The 15,419-nt window shown below is 41.3% G+C and carries 10 protein-coding genes and 2 pseudogenes; 4 read left to right on the forward strand and 8 right to left on the reverse strand.

The genetic code is table 11. The features are described 5' to 3' along the window. Window positions 1-22: 22 nt before the first annotated feature. The 8 genes and pseudogenes from BACPLE_RS10305 to BACPLE_RS10340 all read right to left on the reverse strand — a co-directional run. Entirely contained in the window at window positions 23-901 is an 879-nt protein-coding gene (locus BACPLE_RS10305; protein WP_007561597.1) for a metallophosphoesterase family protein, read from the reverse strand. A 16-nt stretch (window positions 902-917) separates the two neighbouring features. Beyond that, on the reverse strand, window positions 918-1,631 hold the full coding sequence (locus BACPLE_RS10310; protein ID WP_007561598.1) for a LytR/AlgR family response regulator transcription factor: 714 nt from the start codon (window positions 1,629-1,631) through the stop codon (window positions 918-920). After that, the gene (locus BACPLE_RS10315) at window positions 1,628-2,356 is read right to left on the reverse strand and encodes a sensor histidine kinase (protein WP_157131889.1); all 729 of its coding nucleotides are present in this window, start codon (window positions 2,354-2,356) and stop codon (window positions 1,628-1,630) included. Before BACPLE_RS10315 ends, BACPLE_RS10310 begins: the two co-directional genes overlap by 4 nt. A 52-nt stretch (window positions 2,357-2,408) precedes the next feature. After that, window positions 2,409-2,579 (reverse strand): hypothetical protein, encoded by a 171-nt coding sequence (locus BACPLE_RS19320; RefSeq protein WP_167535718.1) that lies wholly within the window; start codon window positions 2,577-2,579, stop codon window positions 2,409-2,411. A gap of 102 nt (window positions 2,580-2,681) precedes the next feature. Then, the gene (locus tag BACPLE_RS10320; RefSeq protein WP_218958589.1) at window positions 2,682-3,932 is read right to left on the reverse strand and encodes an Lcl C-terminal domain-containing protein; all 1,251 of its coding nucleotides are present in this window, start codon (window positions 3,930-3,932) and stop codon (window positions 2,682-2,684) included. A 384-nt stretch (window positions 3,933-4,316) separates the two neighbouring features. Then, window positions 4,317-4,543, reverse strand: a pseudogene (locus BACPLE_RS10330) (RhuM protein); the annotation flags it as partial. A 215-nt stretch (window positions 4,544-4,758) separates the two neighbouring features. Then, on the reverse strand, window positions 4,759-6,567 hold the full coding sequence (locus BACPLE_RS10335) for a reverse transcriptase/maturase family protein (protein ID WP_007561608.1): 1,809 nt from the start codon (window positions 6,565-6,567) through the stop codon (window positions 4,759-4,761). Between the two features lie 550 nt (window positions 6,568-7,117). Then, window positions 7,118-7,651: pseudogene (locus tag BACPLE_RS10340) on the reverse strand (site-specific integrase); the annotation flags it as partial. 322 nt (window positions 7,652-7,973) lie between these two features. On the opposite strand from BACPLE_RS10340, the gene BACPLE_RS10345 reads away from it, so the two are divergent. From BACPLE_RS10345 to BACPLE_RS10360, 4 genes are all read left to right on the forward strand, one after another. Beyond that, entirely contained in the window at window positions 7,974-8,351 is a 378-nt protein-coding gene (locus BACPLE_RS10345; protein ID WP_007561614.1) for a NifB/NifX family molybdenum-iron cluster-binding protein, read from the forward strand. 266 nt (window positions 8,352-8,617) lie between these two features. Beyond that, window positions 8,618-10,291, forward strand: a complete 1,674-nt coding sequence (locus tag BACPLE_RS10350; RefSeq protein ID WP_007561618.1) for a metallophosphoesterase family protein — start codon at window positions 8,618-8,620, stop codon at window positions 10,289-10,291. A gap of 280 nt (window positions 10,292-10,571) precedes the next feature. Next, window positions 10,572-13,586, forward strand: a complete 3,015-nt coding sequence (locus BACPLE_RS10355) for a SusC/RagA family TonB-linked outer membrane protein (protein WP_007561619.1) — start codon at window positions 10,572-10,574, stop codon at window positions 13,584-13,586. A 25-nt stretch (window positions 13,587-13,611) separates the two neighbouring features. Beyond that, complete coding sequence (locus BACPLE_RS10360; RefSeq protein ID WP_007561621.1) at window positions 13,612-15,243, forward strand: RagB/SusD family nutrient uptake outer membrane protein; 1,632 nt, start codon at window positions 13,612-13,614, stop codon at window positions 15,241-15,243. Window positions 15,244-15,419 lie beyond the last annotated feature (176 nt).

Raw genomic sequence — 15,419 nt, forward strand, 5'->3', positions numbered from 1 at the left:
TAATTAGAATATTCAACAAGTTTTATATCAGAAGTAACATAATCTCTTCTGTATAATTCAGACTTTTCCAAAAAACAGATATATGATTATGAATGCACTCTATCACAATATATCCATAAGAAGACTTATGTATTAATCTATGTGGAGTATAGTTTCCATTGTATCCGTTATAGTTACTATATTTTTCCATGAGCCAACCACCTCCTGTACCTGAACAGATCTGATGAATTCCTGAGACTTCTGCAACATCGAGAAAATGGTCATGTCCGCAGAAATATGCCCTTATATTATATCGTTTAAGTATTTCCCAGAAATCATTACGGTTCTGCACATCATCATCAAGGCAGTCATCATGAAAAATCTTGAATGCCGGTTCATGACCGAATACCAATACTTTCTTGTCCCGGTTTCTTTTAAGTTCATCCTCCCACCATGATATATCGACCTTTTCTTCTCCGTTATAGTTGTCGAGACACACTAATAGCAAATTTTTATATACATAAGTATAGTTCATAATACCGTCATCGACAGGTACATATCCTGATAAGAATTCCTTCCATAAACCGGCGCCGTTTCTGACATCATCCTCATGATTCCCTTTCAGGGGCAGTATCTTTATACCTTTTGAAACTAAAGGGGTGGTTATTTCCTTCCATTCAGACAATTGCTGTGAAAACTCTGAAACAGTAGCACCTTTACCTCCTTCTACCAGGTCACCGGTTGCTATGATACACCCAACATCTTTTTTCATAATCTCACTGGCTATGTCTGTGAATATTTCCGATGAACCTACATGCATGTCTGAAACGACACATAGACGTATGGTATCATTCTCATTCTCATTTTCATTGTCAGAATCCACTTGTACCTTATCGCAGGATACAGATATAACAGCCATCATAAGGATGAAAACAGAGTCATACAAACCCCTTCTCCATATATTCTTGAAACTTCTCACCATAATTCTCACTGATCGGTATATATACCTTGTTGTCAAAAATGATTCTGTTGCGCTCCACAACAGTAATCTTGTCTAGATTAACTATAAAAGAACGGTGGACACGCATGAACATATTGCCAGGCAGAGTTTCTTCCAGTTTCTTTATGCTCATAAGAGTAGTTATCGGCTCGCTTCCATCAAGGAATATTTTCACATACTCACGTTTGCTTTCTATGTATTTTATATCCTTGAAGTTTATGCGTATGACACGGTATTCTGACTTTATAAATAGATAATCCCTGTTCTGCTGGATTTCAGGCAAACTGCTGTTCTGCTGGAAATATCTTTCGTTCACCTTGTTTGCAGACTTCAGAAAATCAGTAAAGCTGATGGGTTTCAGCAGATAGTCGGCTGCGTCAAGCTGGAAACCCTCGTAAGCGAACTCGCTGTGTGCCGTGATAAATACAATCTTTACATTTTTAGACAATGATTTTACAAAATCTATCCCGTTTATGTCCGGCATGTTGATGTCAACAAATATCAAATCTATGGCATTGTCATGTAAAAAGTTGCAGGCATCGAAAGCACTCTCGAAACTTCCTTCCAGAGAAAGGTAAGGAACAGCCTCTATATATTCTGCCAATTGTCTGAGTGCATGAGGCTCGTCATCTATTGCTATACACTTTATCATATCGGTATGTTTATATTTACTGTATATTCATTTGGGGTATCGCTTATTTCAAGAATATAGGCTGAAGGAAACTCTATGTCCAGACGGCGTTTGGTATTTTCCAGACCTATGCCTTTGTGTTCGCCCTGACGGTTTGCAGAGTGGTTGCTGTTTGCAATCCGGCATTTCATGTGACCTTCATCCGGAAAAGAGAAATCTATACAGATATAGCTTTTCTCCTTCAGGCTTACCCCGTGCTTGAAGGCATTCTCAATCAGTGATGTGAAAATCAGAGGTGGAATACTCTTGTCCGGAAGATTATCCGGTATATTGCATGAAATGGCAACCTTTTCAGAGGTTTTCAATCTCATAAGTTCCACATAACTCCTGATGAAGTCCATCTCCTTTTTTATATGAACCCGCCTTGACTTTGATTCATAAAGTATATGTCTCATCATACGAGAGAGCGATAATACAGTTTCCTTTGCAATATCAGGGTCATAATCTATCAGTGCATGGATATTGTTCAGAGTATTCATGAAGAAATGCGGACTTATCTGATTCTTCAGGAAATTCAGTTCTGTCTGTATGGCTTCCCTGCTTTTAGTTTCCTCCAGTCTGAGTTTCTGTTGCTGCATAAAGAAATACTTCAGCAATAGGTTGAAAGCCATAATAAGAATCATAAACAGAATTTTGTCCGACAGATTCCGTACTCCATACACGGCAGCCATTCTCTGTTGCCCCATACCTGGGATTGTGTATGGAGGCCTTTCAGGAAGCACGAGAATTTGGATTTCTCTACATATAGGGGAAAGCATTATCACAGCAATAATACTGATTATCAACCCACAACCATACAGGAAGTATCTCTTTTTCATCAGAAAGGCAGGAATCAGCAGACTGTTGTGTATGATGAAGAACAACAGAAATGGTAAAAGTCTTACCCATTCCAATACAACTCTTTCCCATCTTAGATTGCCGTTTCCTCCAATGATAAGTATAGGAAATAAAAGGAATAAAGACCACAGCAATACATATATGGTTCTTTCAATAATTTGTCCGTCTATTTTATTAATCTGTTTCAGCATTTCTGACAAGTCTTACATAATTATAAATTCTGATAGCATCTCCCTGTGGGCCGAATCCGTTGGTATAGTCATTGGGATTTCCGTTTTTAGGGTCGCTTCTTTGAGCACCGGCACCATGGACATCTATCCATCTGCCCATATGTCCCATTGCTCTTCCAAAACATACATAGCATGCATTGATTCCAACCCTATCCGAAGCATATCGCTGATGGGTGGTTGAGCTCCAATAGGCAGGATAATCTTTTTGGCCTGCCTCGTTTGTAATCTGCGTGCAGTTGAACAGGGGGGATATTGCAGCTGACGATGTGAAATCCGGTGAACGGTCATAATCAACTATACTTTGAAGCTCTTTTACGCTTGGGAGCCTCCAGTCGTCATAGCCACCATAACTGTAGTTTTCCGCATATTCTAACGCCTCCTGCCACGCCATACCTTTCCCACTGTCATCTTTCATCCACATCAGACCTGTCGCTTTGTCAACTATTGTTCCATCCTCTGTTTCTACAAAATCATTTTTCCCATAATCCGAATTACCTCTGACAAAATATGCATAGAATTTCTTTTCACCCTTTGGAGAAGTGAGACCGTATCCTTTGATTCTGCCATCTGCAAAATTAACCCCGAAAAGAGTTTTTGCATTCTCCATTGTGGTAGATGTATAAATTGTGGTTGTCAGCATCTGGGCATCTATAAGTCTTTCATAAGACAGGTCTCCATATCCAAAGTCAAAATACCTCGTATCTATAAATGGTGTTAACCCTTCTGTAGAAGTAGCGGAATACGAACTTATGTCTATGCCACTGAAATCTATCAGTGAGTAAAGCTCTTTTATGGTAGGTATTCTCCAGTCAGTATATCCGGCAAGAGTAAACTCTTTTATGAACTGTTCCGATTCCTCTAAACTGATTTTATCATCATAGTTAATTATGCCGTCACCGTTCAAATCAGGACTTTTACTCCACATAAGTCCGGTAACATTATCGGTTACAGTACCGTCTCCATTATTTGTATATGAAGGAATATTGCCCGGATAATTGGAGTCCTGTCCATAAAATGATGCTCCTTCATATACATTGCTGATTATTTCACAGTCGTTGAATGAAAGAGTCTGGTTAGTACCGACAATGGGATAATTCATCGTAAGGACAATATCAGTATCATTCGAAAAATTCTTCTCAGAGGTACAAGCACAAAAAGAAAAAAGTGTCAATGTTAATGTTACTATATGCTTCATAACCATTTGTTTTCTGCAAATTTACCTGTTTGTGTGATGTCCACAAAGTAAGTTCTACAGAAAGCCATATTTCATCAACATAAATCCAAATATATTCTATAACCACCATATTAATTTTTGACATCATTGGTTACTACGATGTTATTTGATTTTTATCACATATAAACAACAGAAATAAGATTTAAGGTATGAGTCTCTCTCTTATTTGATGAAGTAAAGATAAATTTCCAGAATGAATCATATTGTAAGAAGGTTCAATGCCTTTATGAGTTGTAGTTTCATTTATGAGTTGTTAATATTGTGTTGCCAAACTTGGGAATGCTATTCATTGTAATAAATATTGAAGATGTTGATAAAAATGATTTGCTGTTTTCATATTGAGCCAATGATTTCAAGGGAATAGACATCGGTATTCAGACCATTTTCAACCAGACATACCGGCACACTTCAAAGTCATTCAGTACGTCCGTTTTCAGGATTACCCGGATAACCGCATTTACCGCCGTTGTTGTTACATTGAATAGTTCTCCGATTTCCCATGCCGTCATCCATACATCGTTACCGGTTACAATTATCGATTTCCCTTCTATGGTAATGACATTTCGTTTCATGGTTTTTCTTCTTTTAGATGTTGTATCCTTTAAACTTTTCTATGCTGCCAAGGCGTGCGACAGAATTTTCCATATCCTGATTGAACTTTTCTTTTGTAATCTGTAGGCTCGGCAAACAACGCCTTTCCGCTTTACAGCGGTAGGTTTTCGTTTGCCTGCCCCCGAACCGTACTTACACGTCTCCATGTATACGGCTCTCCATCTGTAACATCATCTTACTTGACACATCTCTGGATTTTTGCGTTACACTCCGCACATACAACCAAAGTCTTTCTGTGCATGTAGAGCATTTTGCGTTCCCAGTCATTTTTACCTTTTAACTCTTTGAGTGTGCGGACATGGTGCATTACCACTTCTCCGTGCTTGCCACATAGTTCGCACGTTTTTGTTGTAAGCCTTTCTATCAGACTCAACGATGGCGTTTTGAACATGTACGGCAGATTGTCACTTGGGGCTGTTTCACAATCCGTTTTGCGGGCATATCCCTCATTATAGAATACCCTGTACTTGGTTTCTCCTCCCTTGTTTACAAAAGGCACTGCAAAGAGATTGTCCTTGCGGTATCTTTCAATGACTTTTCTCACTGACATATTCAGCTTTTGAGCAAGAGTTTTGTACATGGAGAACTTCATAATACAGCCGAAAGAGCGTCCCAAAGCCGATGCATTGTTTGCTATTGAGTAATAGTTGTAGAACCCTCGTATTTCGGTATTAAACTGAGATACAATCTCGTGCGCTTCATTGTCAATCATATAAGTCCTGCCTTTTGACACCCATGTTTCCTTGCCGTGTTTGGTGACAACTTTCATGGCTTCGAGGCTGAGCAGCTTGTTCTTGATTACTTCTCTTGAAACGTGTAGTATCACATTCCCGTTGAAGTATCTGCGCACTGTTCCGTTACTGTTTCTCTTTGTGGCATAGTCTTTACGGACATATATTTCGTAACCCAAAAATTTTGCGCTGTCTTGTGCATTTGTAATCAAAGTCTTTTCCTGTGACATCTCCAGCCTTAACTTTTCCTGCATAAACTTAGTGATGTCAGCTTTGATTGTCTCACATTCGTTTTTCGTTCCGATAACTCCGATAAGGAAATCATCGGCATAGCGCACGTATTTCAACCTGCGAAAGTTTACATCCATATCATTGCCACTTGGCATTGTAAGTATCAGCTTCTGCTTTTCGTGCAGTTCTTCTACCATCCTTGTTCTTACGTTTACATCCTCTACTTCATTTATCCTACGTTTTAGGTAGTGTACTCTGCTGTTGAGTTTGCAAATATCCTTGTTGCGGCTTCTTGCTGTCCCTTTATTGAATTTGTTGGCATATTCATCCATGTACTTATCGAACTTGTCTAGGTATATGTTTGCCAAAATAGGGCTTATGATACCACCTTGCGGTGTCCCTGAATAAGTCTTGTTGAATTGCCACTCTTCCATGTACCCTGCATTGAGGAATTTCCGTATCAGACGAAGAAATCTGTCGTCTGCTATTCTGCCTTTCATTATTTCTATCAGCACATTATGGTCTATGTTGTCAAAGAAGCCTTTTATATCTCCCTCAATGAACCATTTTGCACCGTTGAAATTGTTTTGTAGACTTTTCAGTGCTGTGTGGCAGCTTCGGTTTGGTCTGAAACCGTGCGATGTCCACTCAAAGTGTCCCTCATATATGGCTTCAAGCACCATTCTTACTACCTCTTGAACCAATTTGTCTTCAAAAGACGGTATTCCTAGCGGACGCATCTTCCCATTCTTTTTCGGAATGTAAGTTCTCTTTGCAGGATTGGGACTATAAGTCTCATCCTTTATACTCTCTATGAGTTTGTTTATCCTATCAATGCTCATTTCATCCTCAGTTTTGCCATCTGTGCCGGGTGTCATGTTGCCCGGCTTTGCATACATACGTTGGTAGGCGACAAAGAACATCTGTTCATTGAATAGAATACGGTAAAGCCTTTCGTATTTATACTCGGGCTCATTGCTGTGTCCAGCTAAAATGTTTAATACTTGCTCTGGATTTCTCATACGTCTCTCACGTTTTCCGTTGTTTGTATTAAAGTTACAGACTACTTCCCTTCGCCATGTACAAGGCTTTCCCTTGCTCAGACTACTACGGAAGTTCCGTTACCATATCGGATATTCAAAAGCTTTCTTTATAGCTGTTTGTTCCAGCGTTCCGACTTAGGTAATCCCCAGTTAGTTCTCTTAATAACTATTAGCACGACATACTGTCGGATGCGACTTTCGTTCTTGTCCGCTTATTGCGGCTGTGTCATAGTCGGTTCTTTATGCTCTGCACTAACGCACAAAATAGGCAGAGTACTATGAAACAACGTATGTATAATAGTCTTCCGTTGTTGCAAGATTTGGTACCACTGAACTATCATTCAACCAATCAAGGCTTCATCCTTATGTATGTCTTTTCGTCTTGCCCCTCAGTCGCCACCTGACTATTAGTGGACTTGGAGCTTTAATCAGTATGCTACACTCTCCATCGGGTTTCCCTTTTGGATAAACTGATTGACGATAGGACTATATCGAACCCAATCCTAACTTCTTGCTAAAGAAGTATTTATTAAGCGACCATTCTGGGCGCACTCGCATAAATTTGCGTTGTCTTGATGCTCTTGTGTTCGAGTATCGAACTCACCGTTTCAATAGGTATGCCGTTTGACAGGAATACGGTTATCGCCGCCGTGTTGCGGTTCTGGTGCCATGTAAGGTGTTTCGTGATACCGCGTTTGGTTACGGCACGTATTCCACACAGGCAGGTCATGTAATGGGGACAGGGAAAATCCTTCCGTCCTCACACAGTCCGCGGTATTTTGCTATGATTCTTCGGGGCAGATCCAGCAGGCGGATGTTCGATTCTACATCCGTCTTTTGGCAGTTAATGTTTATCCATTCATGGTTGTCGAAGTATGTATGGATATTTTCTTCACGCAGATTGCGCATATCGGAAAACGACAACCTCATGAAACGCACAAAACAGATACAGGTCACGGTAAAGCTCCTGTTTAGCGTTTTTCGGTTTGCCGTCCATCAGCATACGGATTTCCCCTTTCGTGAGAAACCCTCTTGTTGTTCCCTCTTTCTTGATTTCATATTTAGTTCGTGAAGAATCTTTCGTCGCTACGCAAATCATTGAGGAATACTGCAATTCTCGTTTATGCCGCATTCTCTTGCGTGAGTTATTACTAACTTACTGGAAATTAATGTTTCCTATATTTTTACAACCTCGTTATAACCTGTTTCAGGTATGGTCACGAATTGGTAATGTTGCGATGTCCTAACTTGGCTTTTTCATTGCTTTTTCTGTCTTTCAAAACTATTTTCCTAAAACGCCTATCTGCCAATAACTTTGCTATATTTTTCTGCTTATTACTTTTAATTCGTACTTTTGCGTCAATAAATTATCAAATTAAGCGCGTATGAAAAAGATAGCTTTACCTACAAAAAACGGTCTGATAGACGACCATTTCGGTCATTGTGAGTTTTACACCATTTTTACGGTAGACGAAGAGAACCGTATAGCTCGTACGCAAGTGCTCCCTTCTCCGCAGGGTTGTGGATGTAAGTCGGATATTGCTTCTAAATTACAGGCTGACGGGGTGACCGTGATGTTGGCCGGCAATATGGGAGCCGGTGCGCTGGCCAAACTTTCAGCTTGTGGTATAGAGGTAATCAGAGGATGCCATGGCTCAGTGATAGAAGTGGCTGAGGCCTATCTGGCTGGAAAGATACAGGATTCTGGTGTAGGTTGCGATCATCATCATGAGGGTGGAGAACATCAGTGTCCGAATCATTGATTGATAATCCCCTTTGTATGTAGGGAGAAATGAAGCAGGGTGTTTTATGTCTCCCTTATGACAGCCTTATGTTTTTCCGGGTGGAGCTATACGTTTTCCGTCGGGAAAACATAAGGCTTTGCTGTAAGAAACGTAAAAGATTCTTTGTGGTTAAGAAAATATTTCAAAAGTATGTCAAGAATAGGATGCTGTTTTAAAAGAAAGAATGGAGAGTCTCCTTTCTGATAAAATCACTATCTTTGTAAGAGATTCTTAAGTACGTATTTATGAGTAAAATGATAAAGCTGTGCTTGGTGGCATGTTTGTGGGGAATTATGCTGTTGGGAAATGCACAGACACAGATTGCATTTATATCGGATGCACATATTCAAGATGTGGACGGTCATGCCGAACGAGTGCGTTCCATGGAGGTACAGGTACAGTCCACCCGTTTGTTTAATGAAAATTATTATGCGCTTCTGGCGGCTCTTGATGACGTGGCTCGCAGGAATATTCGCTGGGTTGTGTTGCCGGGTGATTTAACCGATAACGGGCAGTTCTTCAATCAACAAAAAATAAAGAATATATTGCATTCGTACACGCAAAGAAAAGGTATGCGCTTTTTTGTGACTACAGGTAATCATGATCCGGCTCTTCCTTTGGGGCTGATGCAAAAGAACGCGCATTTTCTGGCAGCAGACGGAAGCCGTGTGACGCGTGAGGATTCGTGTGCCGGTTATGTGTCGCAGATGGAATGCTATGCCGATTTTGGCTTTTTCCCTCGGAAGGACGATTGTTATTGGGAAAGTCCTTTTACTTCTTATACGTATGACAAGTATTCTTACGAGGATGCTTGCCGTGAAAGTGTATTGAGCAAGCGGACCTACACACTGTGCGATTCGCTGACGGCTACGGATGCCAGTTACCTGGTAGAACCGGTAGACGGACTCTGGCTGCTGGCCATTGACGGAGGAGTTTATCTTCCAAAAGAAATGAAGGATGGAAAGTGGAGCTATCAAGGTTCCAGTGCTGGATACAACCTTGTACTGAAACATAAACCGTTTTTGTTGCCTTGGGTGCGAAAGGTAGTAGAGGAAGCACAGAAGCGCCATAAGACACTGGTGTCATTTTCACATTATCCGTTGGTCGATTTCAATGACGGTGTGTCGGAACATGTACGTCGGATATGGGGCGACCGCCGGTTCGATCTGCACCGTGTGCCGGAAGCCGAAGTGAGTGAGGCTTTTCTGCAAGCCGGACTGCGTCTGCATTTTGCCGGACACATGCACGTGAATGATACTGGTATCTGGGAAGGAAAAGACGGGAAACATCTATATAATATACAGGTCCCTTCAATTGCGACCTATGTACCGGCCTATAAGATTCTGACCATTGAAAGCGATGAGGTGTTTCGGGTGGAAACGGTAGCATTGGACACGGTGCCAGGATTCGATAGTCTGTTTCCTTTGTATCGCGCAGAATACCAGTCGGATAGTCTGAAAGGACATTCACCTGTATGGAATAAAGAAATTCTTTCTGCCCGTACGTATGGAGAATTCTGCGATTATCAGTTTCGTGATTTGGTGCGTCTGCGATTTATTCCGCGTGACCTTCCGGAATCCTGGCGGGCCTGCCTGGATTTTACCGGTGCCCGGATGCTGGAAGCCGTGTCGGGAGAAGATAAGTCGGATGATGCCGACTGGACTGACTGGTGTATGAAAGATTTGGTTCTGGATTTATATCGTCTGCGTTATGCAGAACGTCTGGCTTTGGAAGATATTCCGAGGACTCGTTTGGCGGTTTATCGTTATCTGTTTGACCGTGCGCGTATTTCTACGTTCCGTTCGGCCGAAGTGGAGATGGTGAAAGGTCTGGGTACGCTTTTCCTTGCTTTTCTGAATGGAGAGCCTTGTCAGAATTTTGTGATTGACCTGAAAAAAGATGCAATCACAGAAGATTAGCTTCTGGATGTACTATTTCCCTCCTATATTATACTATTTTCCTCCTTCTTTAGTGGTTTATCCACTAGTTTTGCATCAGGATTTCAGGCAAAAGTGAGCCTGAATATCTTTGTTGTGCCCTTACCATTGAAAAGTGGTGAGGTATTCTAGTATGTGTGTATAACTGTTTGTTTGTCAATTGTTTAAATACAGATTTAATAGTCTGGAAATATTCTTGTAACATCGTCGGGATACTTTTGCCGCTGAAAAAAAAGTTTATTTCTAACTAAAAATTTGTATTATGCTTAATGTACAATCAGAGAGTAAAAGAACATTTACGCAAAGCTTGTTCTTTGTGTTGTTTTTATTGAGTAGTACTTTGGCATTTGCCCAAAATCGGGTAACAGGTGTTGTGACCGACAAAACCGGAGAACCTTTGATTGGGGTAAATGTGCTTGAAAAAGGAACCACAAACGGAACCGTAACTGATATAGACGGTAAATTTACCGTTGATATGCCACAAGGAAAGACTTTGGTGTTTTCCTTTATTGGATTTGTCACTCAGGAAATAAAAGTGACTTCAAATGTGGTGAATGTGGTGTTGAATGAAGATACTAAAACCTTGGATGAGGTGGTGGTAATCGGGTATGGAAGTATGACCCGTAAAGATGTGACCAGTTCTATTACTACGGTTAAGGCAGAAGATCTCAATGTGGGGGTGTACACTTCTCCGGCTCAGTTGCTTCAAGGAAAGGTTCCGGGACTGACCATTGCCAATACCAGCGACCCTAATGGTTCTCCTTCTATTTCATTACGTGGTGCTTCTTCACTTCGTTCGGGGGAGGCTATGGAGCCATATTATGTCATTGACGGTGTGCCGGGAGTGAGCCTTTCACTGGTTGCTCCAGAAGATATTGAGAGCATTGATGTGTTGAGAGATGCTTCTGCAACAGCTATTTATGGTTCAAAAGCAGCCAATGGTGTAATCATTGTGACAACCAAGAAAGGGAATAAAAATGGCAAGACCAATGTAAGCTACAGTGGATATGTGGCATGGGATAAAACCATGAAAACCCTGGACATGATGACTGCAGACGAGGTATTGGCTTATGCGGATGCCAATGATCTGGATTTATCTGGATATTATGATGTAAATAATCCGGCTAATACAGACTGGCAGAGTGAAGTACTTCGTACAGGTTTCAGTCATAATCACAATATTTCGATTAACGGAGGTAATGAAAAGACTTCTTATAATGCTTCTTTAAACTTCCTGGAGCGTCAGGGTACGGTTCGCGGTACGGGTATGGATCGCCTGACAGCCCGTTCTTTCCTTCAGACAAAAGCATTCGATGACCGTCTGGATATTTCTATCAGTTTGAATGGAAGTATCACCAATAATGAAAATGGTCCTGCAAGTAATGAGGGAAGAAGTGCTTTGGATGCCATGAACTACTACTTGCCTTTGAATCCGGTGAAGAATGAAGACGGAACATGGTATGGCAGAACTACCTCACAATATTACAATCCGGCTTCTCTTATCAATGAAGACCGCTATGAAACTACGCAAAAATTGTTGCAAGGAGTTGCAAAGGCTACACTGCATATCTGCGATGGTTTGGATTGGAATTTGAATCTTTCTTATCAGAATGAACAATACCTTTACAACAACTACCATTCTTCTAAATCTCAGATTGTAGATTATGCGTCACGCAACGGACAGGCAGAACGCAGTACGGCTGAAAACATCAAGAAGCAGATGGAAACCTACATTAACTGGGACCATACGTTTAATGATGTCCATAAAGTAGGTGTCATGCTGGGATATTCCTGGGAACAGGCAGATAATAACAATGGTTTTGGACTGATAGCCTATAATTTCTACAATGATGCGCTTTCTTATTATAATATGGCACTGGCAAACAGTGTTTCCATGGACGATATAAGCAATATAAATAGCGGTTATCTGTTGTCTACGCTGCGTATGATTTCTTATTACGGACGTATTAACTATAGTTACAAGAGCAAATATCTGTTGCAGGCTACCCTGCGTCGTGACGGTTCTTCTGCATTTGGTGTCAATAATCGTTGGGGTACTTTCCCCTCTGTGTCTGCTTCTTGGCGAATCATTGAAGAAGACTTTATGAAAGAACAGGATGTGTTTGACGATTTGAAGTTCCGGGTTGGTTACGGTGTCAGCGGTAACTCTTTGGGTTTTGATGCCTTCTATTCACGTCAGGTATATGGCTCTACCGGCTGGTTTACTAGTGCCGATGGCGACAATTACCGTGTGCTGGGTGCTACCCGTAATGCAAATCCGGACTTGAAATGGGAAAAGACAGCGATGTTGAATGTGGGGCTTGACTTTGGGTTTTTCAATAACCGTCTTTCTGGTACCGTAGAATATTATGACAAGCGCACCAGTGACTTGATTTACAATTATCGGGTTTCTACGCTGCTCTATCCTTATAGTGAAATGTGGGCCAATGTGGGTGACATCAGCAACAAAGGAGTTGAAATTACGATTAATGCCGTGCCTGTGCAGACAAAAGACTTTACTTGGAGTACCACTCTTAATTTGTCACACAACAAAAATAAAGTAGAGTCAATGTCTAACTCTGAATATACTGTAAACTTTATTGATATGGCCGATCCTAACATCAACAGCTACTCAGGACAGCATGTACAGCGATTGATGGAAGGCGCTCCTATCGGTCAGTTCTATTTGTGGGAATGGGCCGGATACGATGAAAACGGTATGTCAATCTTCAATGACTATGATGAAGAAGGCAATCTGGTAGGAACAACCGATGCTCCAGATGATGGTGACCGCCGTATGGCAGGCTCTGCACAGCCGAAACTGACTTACGGATGGAACAATGATTTGACATGGAAAAAATGGACACTGAGTGCCTTCTTCCAGGGAGTAGCCGGAAATAAGATATTTAATGCAACTCGTGCTACCTATAGCGATCCTTCTTTACTCAGCAGCTTCGGTAAAAATATTTTGTCAGAAGTAGCTACTGAACAGCATGCTAACGACTCGCGTGCCCAGGCTCCTTCTACTCGTTATTTGGAAAATGGTTCTTATCTCCGTTTGTCTACGCTGACATTGGCTTACAATTTCGGTAAACTGGGTAACTATGTAAATAATTTACGCGTGTATGCCACATGCAACAATGTATTTACTCTTACAGGTTATAAAGGAATAGACCCTGAAGTGAACCTGGGCGGACTGGAACCGGGTATGGACATGCGCTATAGCAATTATCCTAGAACCAGAAGCTTTATGGTGGGTGTAAATATGAACTTCTAATATAAATTAAGGAGACAAAATTGATATGAAAACCAAAAATATATTTACCTGTGCCATGCTGGCACTCGCAACAATCAGTTGTAACGACCTTGATGTAGACATCAAATCTCAATATACGGAGTATCCGATTGACTCAGACATTGCGCTGGAAGCAAGAATCAGTAATGCGTATTATGCATTCCGTACTCCGTTGGCCCGTCGTTATGATGAATTGCTTTCCCTTAGTTCAGACGAATATTCGGCTGTGTGTTTCAATGGAGGATGGCTGGACGGACGTCAGTATTCCAACTGTTCCACTCATTCATGGGAGGCTTCGGCAAACAATAGCCAGCTGAACGTGTATAGCGATATTCTGGCAGGTATAACTAATTGTAATCAGCTGTTGCGCGACTTGGGAGAAACTAATCCGGAAACTTCGAATCCGGTACGCGCTGCCCGTGCATTCTATACATTCTTGCTGATGGATAATTTTGGAGACACTCCTATCGTGGACTATAAACTGACCGAAGGTTCTGCTTCTATAGAACGTTCTCCTCGTGCAGATGTTGCCCGCTGGATTGAGACAGAACTTCTGGCTGTACGTGATAAGTGTCCCAGCGAAGTGAATGAATCGACTTATGGCACACCTACTTGCTGGATGGTGGACGCTTTACTCGCTAAACTGTATATCAACTGGAATGTATATACACAAGATGTGACTAGCGCAGACTGGAATCCGAATGCGGCCAATGAAAAGTTGGATGATTGTATTGCGGCATGTGACCGTATCATCAATTCTCAGCTTTTTGATTTGAGCGATGATTATAAGGAAAAGTTCATGTATAATAACGGTTCACATATTAAAGACTTTATTTATGCAGTACCTTACGAAGCTAGCCTTAGCCAAGGAATGTGTTATGCCCGTTATCGTACTTGGCGATATGGTGGTGCCAACGGTTTCTATACTACGGTACTGACTCCGAGCTGTGGAGGAAATTTTGCAATGAATCCTGAATTTGCAGAATTGTTCTGTTTGCCGGGTGACTGCCGTAATGATGTGGTGGTAGGAGATCCTTCAAAAGAAAAGACACTGATTTTTGAATATGATCCGGTAACCGGTGAAAAAACAACTACTCCTCATATGTACGAAGGAAAACAAGTAGAGTTTACGAAGCATATCACCTTGATTCGTGAAGATGGTGACTTGGATGTGGGAGCAGACGGAACAAGACAAGGGTATCGTTCTATCAAATTCTATCCGGATGCCAATGACTATAATCTGTATGAACGTAATCAGGACAATGATATTCCTATTTTCCGCTATGCTGATATTCTTCTGACAAAATGTGAGGCAATTGTCCGTGGAGGTGAGGCTACTTTAGGCGATACTCCGATGAGTTTGTTTAATCAGATTCGTACGTATGTGTCACCCAATCGTGATGGTTCGCTGGATATAGATTACAATCCTTCGTTGCAGGAAATATTGGATGAACGCGGCCGTGAGTTTTTGGATGAACATTGGCGTAGGAATGACTTGATTCGTTTTGGTGATTATGAACGTGCATGGGGATTCAAGTATATTAATCCGGATAATGCCGAATTGACCAAACGAATTTTCCCGTTGGCCCTGGATGTATTGAATGCCAATACGAACTGGGAACAGAATGAGGGATATTAATCGAGCAAGCGATTGAAAGCAGAAGCAAGCGATTGTTTTTAATCTGAAAATAAGCTCCGTGTCGCAGAAAAGATAACTTTGATGTGCTGCACGGGGCTTTTTTATGACGGATATATTCTCTTGTAGAAAAACTTTATTCTATAAAATACTAGATAAAATTGACGAAAAATTGTAAA

This window comes from Phocaeicola plebeius DSM 17135 (assembly GCF_000187895.1).
Classification (GTDB): Bacteria; Bacteroidota; Bacteroidia; order Bacteroidales; family Bacteroidaceae; genus Phocaeicola; species Phocaeicola plebeius.